Annotated in this window: 12 protein-coding genes and 1 pseudogene; 6 read left to right on the forward strand and 7 right to left on the reverse strand. The window is 71.7% G+C overall.

Features of this window, described 5'->3' with window-relative positions; translation table 11 throughout:
* Positions 1–15: 15 nt before the first annotated feature.
* The 3 genes from ACWD6N_RS07905 to ACWD6N_RS07915 are packed head-to-tail and all read left to right on the forward strand — an operon-like array spanning position 16 to position 3,229.
* The gene (locus tag ACWD6N_RS07905; protein WP_450004573.1) at positions 16–1,302 is read left to right on the forward strand and encodes a nicotinate phosphoribosyltransferase; all 1,287 of its coding nucleotides are present in this window, start codon (positions 16–18) and stop codon (positions 1,300–1,302) included.
* A gap of 51 nt (positions 1,303–1,353) precedes the next feature.
* A complete protein-coding gene (locus ACWD6N_RS07910) occupies positions 1,354–1,935 on the forward strand; it encodes an isochorismatase family protein (protein ID WP_354967949.1) in 582 nt (193 codons plus the stop codon).
* A 40-nt stretch (positions 1,936–1,975) separates the two neighbouring features.
* A complete protein-coding gene (locus ACWD6N_RS07915) occupies positions 1,976–3,229 on the forward strand; it encodes an MFS transporter (RefSeq protein ID WP_450004574.1) in 1,254 nt (417 codons plus the stop codon).
* Between the two features lie 386 nt (positions 3,230–3,615).
* Here the strand turns inward: ACWD6N_RS07915 and ctaD are convergent, their stop codons facing one another.
* Together ctaD and ACWD6N_RS07925 are read right to left on the reverse strand one after the other, a co-directional pair.
* On the reverse strand, positions 3,616–5,376 hold the full coding sequence (gene ctaD, locus ACWD6N_RS07920; protein ID WP_450004575.1) for an aa3-type cytochrome oxidase subunit I: 1,761 nt from the start codon (positions 5,374–5,376) through the stop codon (positions 3,616–3,618).
* A gap of 119 nt (positions 5,377–5,495) precedes the next feature.
* Positions 5,496–6,602 carry an FAD-dependent monooxygenase gene (locus ACWD6N_RS07925; RefSeq protein ID WP_450004576.1) on the reverse strand — a complete coding sequence of 369 codons (1,107 nt, stop codon included), beginning with the start codon at positions 6,600–6,602 and terminating at the stop codon, positions 5,496–5,498.
* A 304-nt stretch (positions 6,603–6,906) separates the two neighbouring features.
* Between ACWD6N_RS07925 and ACWD6N_RS07930 the strand changes: the two are divergent.
* A pseudogene (locus tag ACWD6N_RS07930) lies at positions 6,907–8,060 on the forward strand (GH12 family glycosyl hydrolase domain-containing protein).
* A gap of 133 nt (positions 8,061–8,193) precedes the next feature.
* Here ACWD6N_RS07930 and ACWD6N_RS07935 read toward each other — a convergent pair.
* From ACWD6N_RS07935 to ACWD6N_RS07945, 3 genes are all read right to left on the reverse strand, one after another.
* Positions 8,194–9,159, reverse strand: a complete 966-nt coding sequence (locus ACWD6N_RS07935; RefSeq protein ID WP_450004577.1) for a golvesin C-terminal-like domain-containing protein — start codon at positions 9,157–9,159, stop codon at positions 8,194–8,196.
* Complete coding sequence (locus ACWD6N_RS07940; protein WP_449936506.1) at positions 9,159–9,311, reverse strand: hypothetical protein; 153 nt, start codon at positions 9,309–9,311, stop codon at positions 9,159–9,161. The genes ACWD6N_RS07935 and ACWD6N_RS07940 overlap by 1 nt, the downstream gene beginning before the upstream one ends.
* 137 nt (positions 9,312–9,448) lie before the next feature.
* Entirely contained in the window at positions 9,449–10,234 is a 786-nt protein-coding gene (locus ACWD6N_RS07945) for an aldo/keto reductase (RefSeq protein ID WP_387326790.1), read from the reverse strand.
* 93 nt (positions 10,235–10,327) lie between these two features.
* Here ACWD6N_RS07945 and ACWD6N_RS07950 point away from each other — a divergent pair, with 93 nt between their 5' ends.
* A complete protein-coding gene (locus tag ACWD6N_RS07950; protein ID WP_450004578.1) occupies positions 10,328–11,377 on the forward strand; it encodes a DNA polymerase ligase N-terminal domain-containing protein in 1,050 nt (349 codons plus the stop codon).
* A 14-nt stretch (positions 11,378–11,391) separates the two neighbouring features.
* Positions 11,392–12,582, forward strand: a complete 1,191-nt coding sequence (locus tag ACWD6N_RS07955) for a threonine synthase (RefSeq protein ID WP_450004579.1) — start codon at positions 11,392–11,394, stop codon at positions 12,580–12,582.
* A 52-nt stretch (positions 12,583–12,634) separates the two neighbouring features.
* On the opposite strand, the gene ACWD6N_RS07960 is transcribed toward ACWD6N_RS07955, so the two are convergent.
* On the reverse strand, positions 12,635–13,987 hold the full coding sequence (locus ACWD6N_RS07960; RefSeq protein ID WP_354967939.1) for a pectate lyase: 1,353 nt from the start codon (positions 13,985–13,987) through the stop codon (positions 12,635–12,637).
* Between the two features lie 257 nt (positions 13,988–14,244).
* Positions 14,245–16,044 (reverse strand): glycoside hydrolase family 15 protein, encoded by a 1,800-nt coding sequence (locus tag ACWD6N_RS07965; protein WP_450004580.1) that lies wholly within the window; start codon positions 16,042–16,044, stop codon positions 14,245–14,247.
* Between the last annotated feature and the right edge of the window lie 8 nt (positions 16,045–16,052).

A 16,052-nucleotide genomic window follows, 5' to 3' on the forward strand; every position in this document is an offset into this window, starting at 1 on the left:
CCTTAGGCTGGGGCGGTGAGCACCCTCCGCCCCTCGCTGCTGACCGACCACTACGAGCTGACCATGGTCAGCGCAGCCCTCAAGGACGGCACCGCCGACCGCCGCTGCGTCTTCGAGGTGTTCAGCCGCCGGCTACCGACCGGGCGCCGGTACGGCGTGGTCGCCGGCACGGCCCGGCTGATCGAGCTGATCCGCGACTTCCGGTTCGACCCGGCGGAGATCGACTTCCTGCGTCGGACCGGGGTGGTCGACGACGCGGCGGCGGCCTGGCTCGCCGACTACCGCTTCACTGGCGACGTCGACGGGTACGCCGAGGGTGAGCTCTTCTTCCCCGGTTCGCCGATCCTCACCGTCTCCGGCGGCTTCGCCGAGTGCGTGGTGCTGGAGACGCTGGCGCTCTCGGTGCTCAACCACGACAGCGCGGTGGCGGCGGCGGCGGCCCGGATGGTGACCGCGGCACGCGGCCGGACGCTGATCGAGATGGGAGCGCGCCGGGCGCACGAGGGGGCCGCGGTGGCCGCGGCGCGGGCCGCGTACCTGGCCGGTTTCCGGTTCACCTCCAACCTCGCCGCCGGTGCGCACTACGGCATCCCCACGGCGGGCACTGCGGCACACGCGTTCACGCTGCTGCACGACGACGAACGGGCCGCGTTCGCCTCGCAGGTGGCCACGCTGGGCAACAACACGACGCTGCTCGTCGACACGTACGACATCAGCCAGGGCATCCGCAACGCGATAGCGGTGGCCGGGCCGGCACTGCGGGCGGTGCGAATCGACTCGGGTGACCTGGCGGTGATCGCCCAGCAGTCCCGGGAACTGCTGGACTCGCTGGGCGCCACCGAGACCAAAATCATCGTTTCCGGTGACCTGGACGAGTACGCGATCGCGTCGCTGGCCGCCGGGCCGGTGGACATGTACGGCGCTGGCACGGCCGTGGTCACCGGCTCCGGGGCTCCCACCGCCGGGCTGGTCTACAAGCTCGTCGAGGTCGATGGGCGGCCGGTGGTGAAGCGCTCCGAGCACAAGGCGACCATCGGCGGCCGGAAGGTCGCGGTCCGCCGGCACAAGCCGACCGGCACCGCCACCGAGGAGGTCATCTGCCCGCAGGGCGTGCCGGACCGACAGCCCAACGACCGGATGCTCCAGCGCTCGTATGTGGTCGACGGCGAACCGGTGGAGTTGCCCACCCTCGACGAGTCGCGGGAACACCTGCGGGAGTGCCTGATCTCCATCCCGTGGGAGGGGCTGAAGCTCTCCGCCGGCGACCCGGCCGTGCCGGTCACCGTCGTACCCGCCGACTGAGATCACCCGGGGCCCGCCACACGGGCGCGGCCGTGACGAGAGGAGCGCCCGGTGCGCAATGCGCTGATCATCGTGGACGTGCAGAACGACTTCTGCGAGGGCGGCTCGCTGGCCGTCGCTGGCGGCGCGGGGGTGGCCGCCGGCATCTCCCGGCTGATCGCCACCGAGCCGGACCGGTGGGCGCACGTGGTCGCCACCAAGGACTACCACATCGACCCGGGTGCGCACTTCGGCGATCCGCCGGATTTCGTGGAGTCCTGGCCCCGGCACTGCGTGGTCGGCACCAGCGGCTCGGAGTTCCACCCCGACCTGGACACCGAGCGGGTCGAGGCGATCTTCCACAAGGGTGAGCACGCGGCGGCGTACTCCGGGTTCGATGGGCACGCCGACGACGGCGAGTGCCTGGCCGACTGGCTGCGCCGGCACGACGTGGACCGGGTCGACCTGGTCGGCATCGCCACCGACCACTGCGTCCGGGCGACCGCGCTGGACGCCGCCCGGGAGGGCTTCGCCACCACCGTGCTGCTGGAGCTGACGGCGGCGGTCGCTCCGGACACCACCGACGTGGCGCTGCGGGCGATGGACGGCGCCGGGGTGACCCTGCACGGTCAGCCTGTGATCAGGGCCGCATGAGGCGGTAATTGGTTGGTCATCGGCCCGCCGCCGGTCGAGGATGTCGCCGGAGGTACGGACCCACGTGAACATGAAGCCTTACCGGGAAGCGCTCGCTCTGCCCGGCCTGCGGTCGCTGCTGCTGGTAGCCGTCCTCGCCCGGATCCCGCTCACCGCGACCGGGGTGACGTTGACCTTCCACGTGGTGCTCGACCTCGATCGGGGCTACGGGGCGGCCGGCCTGGTCGGCGCGGCCATCACGGTGGGCGCGGCGATCGGCGGCCCGTTGCTCGGTCGGCTGGTGGACCGGCGTGGCCTGCGCCCGGTCCTGGTGCTCACCGGCATCGCCGAGGCGGTGTTCTGGGCCACCGCGCCGTCGCTGCCGTACCCGCTGCTGCTGCCTGCCGCCTTCGTCGCCGGCTCGCTCGCCCTGCCGATCTTCTCGGTGGTCCGGCAGTCCATCGCCGCGCTGGTTCCGGAGGACCAGCGCCGCCCGGCGTACGCGCTGGACTCGATGTCGGTGGAGCTGTCCTTCATGATCGGCCCGGCGCTGGCGGTGGCCCTGGTCACCGCGATCTCCGCACGGACCACCCTCTACCTGGTCGGCGCCGGCATCGTTGCCGCCGGGATCGCCCTGTGGCTGCTCAATCCACCGATCCGCGGCGTCGCCGAGCCCACCGGCCCGCGGCGCAGGGTGCCCCGCCGGGAGTGGCTGACCCCCCGGCTGCTCGCCGTCCTGACGGTCAGCGCCGCCGCGACCCTCGTGCTCGGCGGGACCGACGTGGCGGTGGTCGCCGTGCTGCGGGAGAGCGGTGAGGCCGGCTGGACCGGCGCGGTGCTGGCCGGCTGGGCGGTCGCCTCGTTGTTCGGTGGCTTCGCCTACGGTGCCGTGCACCGCTCACTCTCCCCGCTGGCGCTGACCGCGGCGCTCGGCCTCTGCACCATCCCGGTCGGGCTGGGCGGCGCGCACTGGTGGCTACTCTGCCTGGCGCTGATCCCGGCCGGGGCACTCTGCGCGCCGACCATCGCGGCCTCCTCCGACGCGGTCAGCCGGCTGGCACCGGCAGAGGTGCGCGGTGAGGCGATGGGCCTGCACGGATCCGCGGTCACCGTGGGCATCGCCGTCGGCGCGCCGCTCGCCGGTGCGGTGATCGACGCCAGCGCCCCGCTCTGGGGTTTCGTGGTGACCGGCGCGCTGGGTGCGCTGGTGACCCTGGTGGTGCTCCCGATCGAGCTGCGTCGCCGCCGCAACGCGGACGCGGCCACCCCGCCCCCGCCCGTCGAGACCGACCTCACCCCCGCCGCGGCCCGCTGAAGCCGGCACGTCGCGGCCTTGCCACGAACGAACCTCCCCTGCCTGGCTGGCCAACGAACCTCACCGGCTCGCGTGGGAAGTCCCCCGGGCTCGGGCGGGAACCGGTTTGCCGTGCCGCCCGTGCCGCTGCCCGGCGGGCCTGTGCCGGAGAAGGGTTATACCTGTAAGTCATAGATATACCTCAGAGGTATAAGGCTCAACAGGTACAGGTGGCCCGGGGAACCCGTCAGGCGGCGGGCCGACGCGGGCGGTGACGAGCCGGCCCCAGCCGTGACGGGCCGAGCCGAGAAGCGCCGGGCCGAGCCGAGGCGAGGCGGGAATGGCGACGGGCGCCGCTTCCGGTGGTCCCGGTGGCGGCGCCCGTCGTACAGCTACGGAGCTGAGTGTCAGTTCCGGTCGATGTCGCTGGCGGTGTCCTCGCGGTAGCTGGCACCGCCGTCCGACTCGCTGGTGAGCGGCTTAGAGCCACCCTCCGGCGGACCGGCCAGGCTCTGGCCGCCGGCTGCCAGCTCCGGGAACTTCGCGTCGAACGCCGGCCGCTCGGAGCGGATCCGGGGCATCCGGTCGAAGTTACGCAGCGGCGGCGGGCTGCTCGTCGCCCACTCCAGCGAGTTGCCATAACCCCAGGGGTCGTTCACCTCGACCACCGGGCCGGTCTTGTACGACTTCCAGCAGTTGTAGATGAACGGCAGCGTGGAGATACCGGTGATGAACGCGCCGATGGTGGAGATCACGTTCAGCGTGGTGAAACCATCGCCGGGCAGGTAGTCGGCGTACCGGCGGGGCATGCCCTCGTTGCCCAGCCAGTGCTGCACCAGGAACGTGGTGTGGAAGCCGATCATGGTGAGCCAGAAGTGCACCTTGCCCAGGCGCTCGTCGAGCATCCGGCCGAACATCTTCGGGAACCAGAAGTAGATGCCACCGAAGACGGCGAACACGATGGTGCCGAAGAGCACGTAGTGGAAGTGCGCCACCACGAAGTACGAGTCCGACACGTGGAAGTCGACCGGCGGGCTGGCCAGCAGCACGCCGGTGAGACCGCCGAAGAGGAAGGTCACCAGGAAGCCCACCGCCCAGAGCATGGGCGTCTCGAAGCTGATCTGGCCTCGCCACATGGTGCCGATCCAGTTGAAGAACTTCATACCGGTGGGCACGGCGATCAGGTAGCTCAGGAAGCTGAAGAACGGCAGCAGCACCTGACCCGTGGCGAACATGTGGTGCGCCCAGACGCTCATGGAGAGCGCGGCGATCGAGATGGTCGCGGCCACCAGACCCTTGTAGCCGAAGATCGGCTTGCGGGAGAAGACCGGAATGATCTCCGAGATGATGCCGAAGAACGGCAACGCGATGATGTACACCTCGGGGTGCCCGAAGAACCAGAACAGGTGCTGCCAGAGCATCGGCCCACCGGTCGCCGGGTCGTACACGTGGGCCCCGATGATTCGGTCGGCGGCGAGCGCGAAGAGCGCGGCGGCCAGCAGCGGGAAGACCAGGATCACCAGCAGGCTGGTGACCAGGATGTTCCACGTGAAGATCGGCATCCGGAACATGGTCATGCCCGGCGCGCGGAGAGTCAGGATCGTGGTGATCATGTTCACCGCGCCGAGGATGGTGCCCAGGCCGGAGACGGCCAGGCCCACCACCCACATGTTCCCGCCGACGCCCGGCGAGTGCTCCGCGGTGCTCAACGGGGTGTAGGCGGTCCAGCCGAAGTCGGCGGCGCCGCCGGGGGTCATGAAGCCGGCGATCGCGATCGACCCGCCGAAGAGGAACAGCCAGAAGGCGAAACTGTTCAGCCGCGGGAAGGAGACGTCGGGTGCGCCGATCTGGATCGGCACGATGTAGTTCGCGAAGGCGAACACGATCGGCGTCGCGAAGAACAGCAGCATGATCGTGCCGTGCATCGTGAAGAGCTGGTTGTACTGCTCGGGCGACAGGAACTGCAGCCCGGGTTGGGCCAGCTCAGCCCGCATGATCAGGGCCATCAGGCCGCCGATCATGAAGAACGCGAACGCGGTGACCATGTACATGATCCCGATCTGCTTCGCGTCCGTGGTACGCAGCAGCCGCGCGATGGCCGACCCCTTGACCGGCTCCCGGACCGGCCAGGGCCGGGTCACGACCGGCTTGGGTGCGACGGTGGTCACGAGTGGCCTCCGGTTCTCGTTTGTCCCGCTCGGCACACGCTGGTTATCTGCGGGCCGTCATCCGCAAGGAGGATAGTCCCCGGCAGGTCGCAGCGCCGCGTGGGGTGGCGGGACACGATCTACAGCGGGCCGACCAGCAGCCGGTAGTGCTCACCGAAGATCCGGTCGCCGCGTCCACGCAGCAGCGGGTCGCGCAGCGCCGGCGGCACGTCCCGGGTCCGGTTGCGGTCCCGGGTCCGGTCCCGCACCCATCGGGTACGCGGGCGGCGGCGGCTCTCGTACGCCACCAGCGCCGCCTCCACGCTGCCGGCGGCGCGCAGCGACTCGGCCAGCACCACGGCGTCCTCCAGCGCCATCGCCGCGCCCTGGGACAGGGTCGGCGCGGTGGCGTGCGCGGCGTCGCCGACCAGCAGCACCCGCCCCCGGTGCCAGCGGCCCAGCTCAACCTCGTCGGTGATCGCGACGTGCACCCGGTCGAGCGCCGCCAGCACCTCGGGCACCGGGCCGCGGTAGTCGGCGAAGAGTTCGCGCAGCCGGGCCAGCGGGTCGGTGGGCGGCTCGGTGCCCGCCTCGTCGGCGTAGCAGTGCAGCCGACCGGCACCGATCGGCACCATCAGCAACCCGCAGCGCTGACCGAGCAGGGCGGTCCACTCGGTGACCGGAGGGCCATCGCGGAGCACGGCCCGGTAGACCACCTGCCCGACCGGGCGGGGCGGCCCGCCGAGGGAGGCCAGGGTGCGGACCGAGGATCGCGGCCCGTCGGCACCGATGACCAGGTCGTACTCGGTGCTGGTGCCGTCGGTGAAGGAGACCCCGACCCCGCCCGGGAGCAGATCCAGGGTGCGGACCTCGGCGCCGTGGCGGACCGCGCCGCCGGCTCCGCTGAGCAGCACCCGGTGCAGATCCGCCCGGGGCAGCGCCCGGCACTCGCCGACGCCGGCCCAGAGAGTGTCGAGGTCGACCTCGCAGAGCGGCACGCCGGCGGCGTCGAAGAAGCGCTGGCGGTGGATCACCTGCCCGAGCGGGCGGACCGGGTCGTGCAGGCCCAGCCGGTGCAGCGCGCGGGCGGCGTTGCCCGGCAGGTAGAGGCCCGTGTCGGTGGACTCCCCCGGTGGCAGCTTGTCCGTGACGTCCGGCCGGAAGCCCACCAGGCGCAGCGCCCGGGCCACGGCCAGGCCGGCAATGCCCGCGCCGACGACGAGGATGCGCAGGGGGGAGCCACCCATGGTGGTGTACGCCTCCGGAGGGGATACGGCACGCGTTGGAGGCAACACGCTACTCGGCGCTATCGACGCACACCAGGGCCCGATCGGCCCGCCCGAAGCCGATCGTTGGGCGGCCCGCACCGGTTAGCTGGATGTCCGCCGACGGCCGTGCGGCGCGGGCGTGGCAATCCTCACATTTCACCAGTTTGACGCGTACGGTTGCGCCAGAGTTTCAGGCATGTAAATGTGTCATTGAGCGTGGGAGCGCTCCCGTCTTCGCCCCGACCCGTCCGGCGCCCGGCACGCGCCGCAGTCAAGGAGCGTCATGAAACGTCCACTTCGGGCCCTGGTCGCCGCCGGCCTGCTGCTCGGCGGCTCGATCGTCGCCGTGGCACTCGGCGGCAACGCCTCCGCCGACACACAGATCTGCGAGCAGTACGGCTCCACCGTGATCCAGAGCCGGTACGTGGTGCAGAACAACCGCTGGGGCACCACCGCCCAGCAGTGCATCAATGTCACCAGCACCGGCTTCGAAATCACCACCCTCAACGGCAGCAGCCCCACCAACGGCGCCCCGACGGCGTACCCCTCGGTGTTCTTCGGTTGCCACTACACCAACTGCTCCCCCGGCACGAACCTGCCGATCCAGGTGAGCCAGATCAGCAGCGCCACCAGCAGCATCAACTACCGGTACGTCAGTGGCGCCACCTACAACGCCTCGTACGACATCTGGCTGGACCCGACGCCCAGGCGGGACGGGGTGAACCAGATGGAGATCATGATCTGGCTCAACCGGCAGGGCTCGATCCAGCCCATCGGCTCACCGGTCGGCACGGCCACCCTGGCCGGCCGGACCTGGGAGGTCTGGCGGGGCAGCAACGGTTCCAACAACGTCATCTCGTACGTCGCGCCGTCGGCGATCTCCAGCCTGAACTTCAGCGTGCTGGACTTCATCAACGACGTCCGCAACCGGGGTGCGATCACCAACAGCTGGTACCTGACCAGCATCCAGGCCGGCTTCGAGCCCTGGCAGGGCGGCGTCGGCCTCGCGGTGACCTCGTTCTCGGCCGCCGTCAACGGTGGCGGCACGCCGCCCACCACCCCACCGCCCACCACGCCACCGCCCACCACACCGCCCCGACCACGCCGCCGCCGGGTGGCGCGGGTTGCGCGGTGAAGTACACGCCGAACTCGTGGAACAACGGCTTCACCGCCGACGTGCAGATCACCAACACCGGGTCCAGCGCGCTGAACGGCTGGACGCTGACCTACAACCTGCCCAGCGGGCAACAGGTCACCAACGCCTGGAACGCCACGGTGAGCCAGAGCGGGTCCGCGGTGACCGCCCGGAACGTCGGCCACAACGGTTCCGTTCCACCCGGGGGTACCGCGAGCTTCGGGTACCAGGGGACCCTGAGCGGGGCGTACTCGTCACCGACGAGCTTCTCGCTCAACGGGGCGACCTGCGCCCGCACCTGACCGGCCAACGGTGGGGCGTGGCCATCCGGTCACGCCCCACCGGTGATGTCCACTCGGGTTCCTTGAAGTCGGGGCGTCCTCACACCTGGGATACCCCGACTTCTTGGAAATCGAGTCGATCTGGCAGTGCGGGTCAGACCCGGGTAAGGCGGACGGCGTCGGCGATGACCAGGCCGGTGCCGTTGCTCCACCGGCTCACGCCCACCCGGTTGGCGTCACCGGCCGGCAGGGTGAACGTGCCGAGGACACGCCACTGCCCGCCGGTGATCCGCTGGTCGACGCGGACCGTCTGGTTGCCGGTGGTGGTGGCGACGATGTACGGCGCGGCGCTATTGTAGCCGGCGTTCGCGGGCCACCAGGCCTCGACGCGGTAACTGGCGGTGGCCGGGACGGCGAACCGGTACCACGCGACGTCGCTGGCCGCGACCGGATCCGCGTACCGGTAGTCGGCGCCGTACCGCTGGCCGGAGTACGAGGACACACCCCAGTTGGCGCTGGCGGTGAAGCGGCCGGCGGTGGTGTTGTCCACGGTGGAGGACCACGCGGTGCCGCCGCCGGCCATCCTGGCGGCCACGTCGGACCGCATCACGTTCAGGTCGATGAAGGACGGGTCGATCTTGCCGCTGGTGCTGGTCTCCCGGTGCCCTCGGGCGTAGCTGCTGTCCCTGCCCAGCCGGGTGAGCACAGCGGCGGTGGCGGCGATCGACGCGTTGTACTGCGCGGCGGTCATCTCCTGGTTGACGCCGTTGTAGTCGATCTCCCACCCGATCATGAGCGTGTTGCCGTCTCCCGACGGGATCGGTCCGCTGCCACCGCTGACCCCGGCGTGGTTGCACCGGCCGGCCGAGATGACGTGGAACACCCCGTTGTAGTCGACCAGCGCCTGGCAGAGCGGGCCGGCCAGGTCCGGTCGGCCGTTGATGCAGATGCCGAGCGCCGGGTGCGGGTTGCTTGCGCTGGAGGTCGAGGCCGTGTGGTGCCAGAGCACCCCGATCGGGTCGAAGGAGCCGGGCCGCATCCGGTTGAGCCAGTCCCCCTCGACGACGACCTGGACCCCGGCGGCGCGCAGCACGTCGACCAGCCAGGGAATGGTGGCCATCAGGAGCCCCCGAGCAGGTCGGCCAGGCACTCGGCCTTCGGCGCGGCGCTCGCCGGGGCGGGCCGGACGACGGTGGTCAGCGCGGCGGCCACCAGGGCGGGGATGGCGAGCATCCCTCGGCGGCGCAGACGGATGGATGGTGACCGGGCCATGGCGATCCTCCAGCGACGGCGGGTTCGAACGCATCGACGAACGTGATGACGGGCACGCTATACCGTCATGAGCGTCGATGTCGATACCCTTCATGCGCGAGCCGCTCACTGAAGGAATTTGGCAGAACCGGGTCTCGTCAGGCGTTGCCGAGCGCGTCGATCTCGCGCATCTCCTCCGCCGTCAACGAGAAGTGGAAGACGTCGAAGTTGGCGCTGATCCGCTCCGGGGTCACCGACTTCGGGATCACCACGATCTCGTGGTCGATGTGCCAGCGGAGCACCACCTGCGCCGGCGAGACGCCGTGCGCGCCGGCGATCCCGGTGAGTACCGGATTGCTCAGGTCGGTCGTCTTGAACGCGCTGTACCCCTCCAGCACCACTCCCCGGTCCCGGTGCTCGGCGTGCCGCTGCCGGTCGTACAGCATCGGGCCCCACCGAATCTGGTTGACCGCCGGATTCTCCTCGGTCGACTGGATCAGCTCGTCCATCTCCGCCGTGCTGTAGTTGCTGACCCCCACCGCCCGGGCCAGGTTCTCGTCCCGGGCGGCCAGCAACTCCCGCCACATCGGGATGCTGTCGGTGGCGGACGGCGGCCAGTGGATCAACCAGAGATCCACCTGGTCGACGCCGAGCGCCTCCAGACTGGCCTCCAGCGTCTCCCGCTCCCGGCCCACCCGGTCCGGCGGGACCTTGGTGGTGATGAAGATGTCCTCGCGGCGCATCCCGCTCTCCTGGACCGCCCGGCCGACCTCCCGCTCGTTGCCGTACAGGGTGGCGGTGTCGATGTGCCGGTAGCCGGTGTCGAGCGCGGCCAGCACCGCGTCGTAACCGGCCTGGCCGGTGGCCTTCCAGGTGCCGAACCCGAGCAGGGGCATCCGCACGTCACCGGGGAGCAGGACGGTGGGCTGGTCCGTGTTGTCCATATGGACCGTTCTACCCGCCCGACGCCCGGCCGGCGAGCGAACCGGACACTCAGGTGTCCAGCGGGACGGTCCGGTTTGCCGGAGAATGCGGGTGTGACGGACCGGCTGGAGGAGTACCGGCGCCGGCGGGACGCGGCCCGCACACCCGAGCCGGTGCCGGCGCGGAGCCCGACGGCGGCCGGCCCCGGCGACGGCGCCGCCCGCTTCGTCATCCAGCAGCACCACGCCCGCAGCCTGCACTGGGACCTGCGCCTGGAGCACGAGGGGGTGCTGGCGTCCTGGGCGGTGCCGCGCGGCCTGCCCCGCGACCCCGGCCACAACCACCTCGCCGTGCACACCGAGGACCACCCGATGGAGTACCTCGACTTCCACGGCGAGATCCCCGCCGGCGAGTACGGCGGCGGCCGGATGGTCATCCACGACCGCGGCACCTACCGCTCGGAGAAGTGGCGCGACGACGAGGTGATCGTGACCCTCGCCGGGGAGCGGACCGCCGGGCGGTACGTGCTCTTCGCCACCGGCGGCCGGGACTGGATGGTCCGGCGTACCGACCCGGCCCCGCCCGGCTGGACGCCGATGCCCGAGCTGGTCCGCCCGATGCACGCCACGCCCGCCGCCGGGCTCCCCCGGGACGTCGCCGGGTGGGGCTACGAGCTGCGCTGGGACGGGGTTCGGGCGATGGCGTACGTCTCCGGTGGGCGGCTGCGCCTGCTCTCGGAGACCGACGAGGAGATCACCGGCGGATACCCGTGGCTGCGCGCGCTGGCCGAGGCGCTGGCCCCGACCGAGGCGGTGCTGGACGGTGTGCTGGTGCGCATCGACGGCGCCGGCCGGGTGCGCCCGGCAGGCGCGTCCAGCGGCGGCCGGGTCCCGGCGGGCGCCCAGTACCTCCTGGTCGACCTGCTCTGGCTGGAGGGCGTGAGCAGCGTGGACCTGCCGTACGCGCAACGCCGGGAACTGCTCGACGGGCTGGCGCTGACCGGTACGCACTGGCAGACTCCGCCGTGGTTCCCCGGCGCCGGCGACGAGGCCCTGCGCACCGGGCGTGAGCAGGGCCTGCCCGGCGTGGTCGCCAAGCGGCTGGACTCGGTCTACGAGCCGGGGAAGCGCAGCGGGCGCTGGCTCAGCATCGACGCGGTCTGACGGCGAGGAGCGACGTGTACCTGACCCACCTGGACTGCCCACGCTGCGGCCGGGAGTACGCCGCCGACCGGTTGCAGAACCTGTGCGAGTGCGGCTCCCCGCTGCTGGCCCGCTACGACCTCGCGGCGGTGGCGAAGGCGGTCACCCCGGAGCGCTTCCCGCTGCGCCCGGCCGACCTGTGGCGCTACCGGGAGCTGCTGCCGGTCGCCGACCCTCGACACGTCACCACGCTCGGCGAGGGTTGGACGCCACTGCTGCGCGCTCCGGCGTACGGAGCCGAGATCGGCATCGAGGACCTGATGGTCAAGGACGAGGGGCTGATGCCGACCGGCTCGTTCAAGGCGCGCGGCGCCGCGGTCGGCGTGAGCCGGGCCCGCGAGCTGGGCGTCGAGCGGATCGCCATGCCCACCAACGGCAACGCCGGCTCGGCCTGGGCGACGTACGCGGCGCGGGCCGGGATGGGAGCCACCATCGTCATGCCGTTGGCGGCGCCGAGCATCTGCCGGCGTGAGTGCGTGGCGGCCGGCGCCGACCTGCGCCTGATCGACGGGCTGATCAGCGACGCGAGCCGGCGGGTGGCCGAGTTGGTCGCGGAGTCCGCCGGGGCGATCTTCGACGCCGGCACGCTGCGCGAGCCCTACCGGCTGGAGGGCAAGAAGACGATGGGGTACGAGATCGTCGAGCAGCTCGGCTGGCAGACGCCCGACGTGATCATCTACCCGACGGGCGGCGGTGTCGGGCTGATCGGCATCCACAAGGCGTTGCACGAGCTGCGCGAGCTGGGCTGGATCGGCGACAAGCTGCCCCGGCTGGTGGCGGTGCAGTCGACCGGCTGCGCGCCGATCGTGCGGGCCTTCGCCGCCGGCGAGGATCGGGCCCGGCCGTGGGCCGGCGCCCACACCGTCGCGTTCGGCATCACCGTGCCGGCGCCGCTCGGCGACGAGCTGATCCTGGCGGCGCTGCGGGACTCCGCCGGCACGGCCGTGGCCGTCGACGACGCGGACATCCTGGCCGACCTGCGGGCCTTCGCCACCCGGGAGGGGCTGCTGCTCTGCCCGGAGGGGGCCGCCTGCCTGACCGCGGCACGACAGTTGCGCGCGGGCGGTTGGATCCGGGCCGGTGAGCGGGTGGTGGTGCTCAACACCGGCGCCGGGCTGAAGTATCCGGAGACCGTCGACGTCTCCGGCGTACCCGTGCTGGCCTGAGCCGGCGGGCGCCCCGCGGACCGTGCGGTCCGCGGGGTGCCGCGGTGCCGGCCTACTGGTAGGTGATGTCGGACGGTGCGTAGAGGCAGTTGACGCCGTCGGCGCCCTCCCCGATCTGGACGGGCTCGCTGCCCTTCGGCACGCCCCGGTACTTGACGCAGATCGAGGTGTCCCGGTCCGGGTCGCCGACGATGGTGATCCGGCTGAACCGGGCGGTGTCGCCCCAGTTGGTGTTGATGCCGGCGATCGCGTCGGTGTCGCGGACGATCACGTTGTCGATCACCACGTGCCGCTGGTACGAGGTGGAGCAGTTGCCGCAGGCCCGGTAGAGCTTGCCGGCGTTCTCCACCCGGAAGTTCCTGATGGTGACGGTGCCGGAGCCGTTGTGCTGGAAGACCTTGTCGCTGGCCGAGCGGGCGCCGCCGCCGTCGACCGTGTACGTGGTGCCACCGCGGAAGGTGGCCGCGTCCTCGCCCACGTCCTCCCACCAGACGTTGATCAGGGTGCAGTTGCCCTCGCAGTGCACGCCGTCACCGGCGGGCGCGCCGATGATGACGTTGCGCAGGGTGGCACCGGCGGCCAGCTCGAACATCGGGTCCTGGCTCTCGCTCTGGCCGCCGTCGCCGATGCCGTAGTAGCGCCTGAGCCCGCCGTCGAAGGTGCCCGAGACCGGGATCGTCGCGTCCACCTTCTGGTTCCCGGTGGGCGTCGGCCAGCCCGCGGGCGGCGGGTTGGTCGGGCCCGGCGTGGTGGGCGGCGGGGTCGTCGGGGGCGGGGTGCCACCGCCGGACGCGTCCACGATGACGTCGTCGAAGCCGCCGCTGGCGTACGCGGTGACCAGGCCGATCCGGCCGGCGCCGACCAGGCTGTTGCTGCCGGCGGCGATCTGGGTGCCGTTGACGAAGCCGCGGATGGTGCTGCCGCTGGCCTCGATGCGCAGGGTGTACCAGTTGCCGGTGCCGATGCCCAGCGACGCGGAGCCGATCGAGGTGATGGCGCTGCCGTTGACGGCCTGGAGTTCGGCCCGTCCGGAGCCGAGCAGGGCCAGCCGGTACATCTTGGTGCTGCTGCTGGACCGGGCCGCGAGCCCGACCAGGGCGCTGGACGAGCCGAAGCTGGCCGGCCGGACCCGGGCCTGCACCGAGTAGTCGGTCCAGCTGGTCTGGCCGGCGAACTGCCGGGCCAGCGAGCTGCCGGCGTTGGACTGGTTGAGCACGCCCGAGCCGTCGACGGTCCAGGTGCCGCCGGACTTGGACCACCCGGTGGTGTTGCCGTCGTTGAAGTCGTCGGTGAAGACGGTGGCCGCGAAGGCCGAGGTCATGCCGGCCGCGAGGGCGGCCACGGTCGCGCCGGCGCCCACCGCGAGCAGCAGTGGTCGTCGGCCGGGGAGTCGTCTCTTCTGCACAGCTGTCCTCCTTGACGCGTGTGGTGGCGATCCCGCGGCCGTCCGTACGGGGACGTGCCGGCACGGCGTGACGCCATGGCCTGGGATCGGTGCGCCCCGTCGGATGCCCGGTGTCCGGAGCGGGGTGAAGCGGGATCAAAGCCGTGGGAAAGGGCTTTCCCGCATCTTCGAGGCTAGGACCGCGTACGCATCAACGTCAATGCCTTGCGCTTGCAGGTCTGTTGCAGGATTCACCGGAAGGCGGGGCGGTCGACCGGTCAGAAGCTGTACGGATCGGTCAGCCGCCAGGCCGCGTTGATCAGGCCGATGTGCGACAGCGCCTGCGGGGTGTTGCCGAGCTGCGCACCGGTGACCAGGTCGATCTGCTCGCTGAACAGGCCCACGTCGTTGGCTCGCCCGACCACCCGCTCGAACAGCTCCTCGGCCCGGCGCCGCTCGCCCGCCAGCATCAGGCACTCCACCAGCCAGAACGAGCAGAGCACGAAGCCGGCCGGGTCGGTCGACCAGCGGCGTACCAAACCGTCGTCGGTGCCCAGCTCCCGCTCCACCACCTCGATGGTGGAGCGCATCCGCCGATCAGTGGCCGGCAGGAAGTGCACCACCGGCAGGAAGAGCGCCGATGCGTCCAGCTCGGCCGAGCCGAACGCGCCGGTGAACGCGCCGATCCGCTCGTTCCAGCCCCGCCGGAGCACCTCGTCGCGGATCTCGTCGCGGATCCTGGCCCAGCGGTCCGGGGCGGCCCGCTCGCCCAGCCGGTCGGCGAGCCGCACCGCCCGGTCCATGGTCATCCAGCAGAGCACCTTCGAGGAGAGGTAGTGCTGGTCCCCGTCGCGGGCCTCCCACATGCCCCGGTCCGGCAGATGCCAGGTGCTCGCCACCTGCTCGGTCAGCCCGAGCACCATCTCCCGCAGCTCCCCGTCGAACGTCCCGCCCAGGTAGTCGCGCAGCCGCCAGACCGCCGACATCACCTCCCCCGGCACGTCCAGCTGTCGCTGCCGCCAGGCGTCGTTGCCGATCCGGACCGGCCGGCTGCCGGCGTAGCCGGCCAGCTGCGGGCAGTCGTGCTCGGTGAGGTCACGCTCCCCCTCCAGCCCGAACAGCACCGGCACCGGCTCGTCGCCGATCCGGCCGATCGAGCGGGACACCCAGGCGAACAGCTGGGACGCCTCGTGGGGGCAGGCCGCCACCCAGAGCGCCCGCATGGTCATCGAGAAGTCGCGCAGCCAGGCGAAGCGGTAGTCGTAGTTGCGGTCACCGCCGATCTGCTCCGGCAGGGACGTGGTCAGCGCGGCGGTGATCGCGCCACTGCGGGAGTACGTGAGACCGGTCAGCACGGTCGCGCTGGGCCGGACCAGCTCGGGGTACCGGCCCGGATACTGGTGCGGCTCCCGGTACGCCTCCCACGCCCGTACCGTGTCGGCGAGCGCGGCCACCGGGTCCAGCCGGACCGGCGGGTCGCCGTACGTGGCGCCGTACGCCACGTCCACCCCGATCACCTGGCCGGCGGAGACCTCGAACTCGTGGGTCACCCGGTCCCGGCCGGCCCGTAGCGGCAGCTCCGCGGAGCGCAGCAACAGTGTCACCGGGCCCGCCCCGGCCACGACCGTGCCGTCCGGCTGCTCGTGCAGGTACGGGGTGAGCAGGCCGTACTCCGGACGGGGTGCGAAGTCCAACGCCATCCGGACGCGCCCCGACAGCCCCTCGACCACCCGGATCAGCACGGCGGGTGAGTTCTGGCCGAGTTCGTGCGCACGGGCGCCGAACTCGGCGGCGAGCGCGTCGGTGACCGCCACGCTGCCGTTAGGGGTGTGGTGCACCGTGCGCAACACCAGCGTGTCCGGCCGGTACGAGCGCTCCACCCGGTATCCCTGCCCGCCCACGCCCACCGGCGCCAACCGGAAGTGCCCGGCGCGCGGGTCGAGCAACCGCCCGAACACGGAGGCGCCGTCGAACCGGGGCGGACACCACCAGTCGATCGACCCGTGCTTGCTCACCAGCGCGCCGGAGCGGGAGTCGGACAGGAATCCGTAGTCGGAGATCGCCGGCTGCTGCTCCACCCGTCGCG

Source organism: Micromonospora sp. NPDC005163, from assembly GCF_053599835.1.

Excerpts from the sequence above, each read along its gene's own strand:
- ACWD6N_RS07915 (WP_450004574.1), top strand. The coding sequence starts at position 1,976 with ATGTCGCCGGAGGTACGGACCCACGTGAACATGAAGCCTTACCGGGAA.
- ACWD6N_RS07925 (WP_450004576.1), bottom strand. The coding sequence starts at position 6,602 with ATGGGTGGCTCCCCCCTGCGCATCCTCGTCGTCGGCGCGGGCATTGCC.
- ACWD6N_RS07935 (WP_450004577.1), bottom strand. The coding sequence starts at position 9,159 with ATGGCCACCATTCCCTGGCTGGTCGACGTGCTGCGCGCCGCCGGGGTC.
- ACWD6N_RS07940 (WP_449936506.1), bottom strand. The coding sequence starts at position 9,311 with ATGGCCCGGTCACCATCCATCCGTCTGCGCCGCCGAGGGATGCTCGCC.
- ACWD6N_RS07945 (WP_387326790.1), bottom strand. The coding sequence starts at position 10,234 with ATGGACAACACGGACCAGCCCACCGTCCTGCTCCCCGGTGACGTGCGG.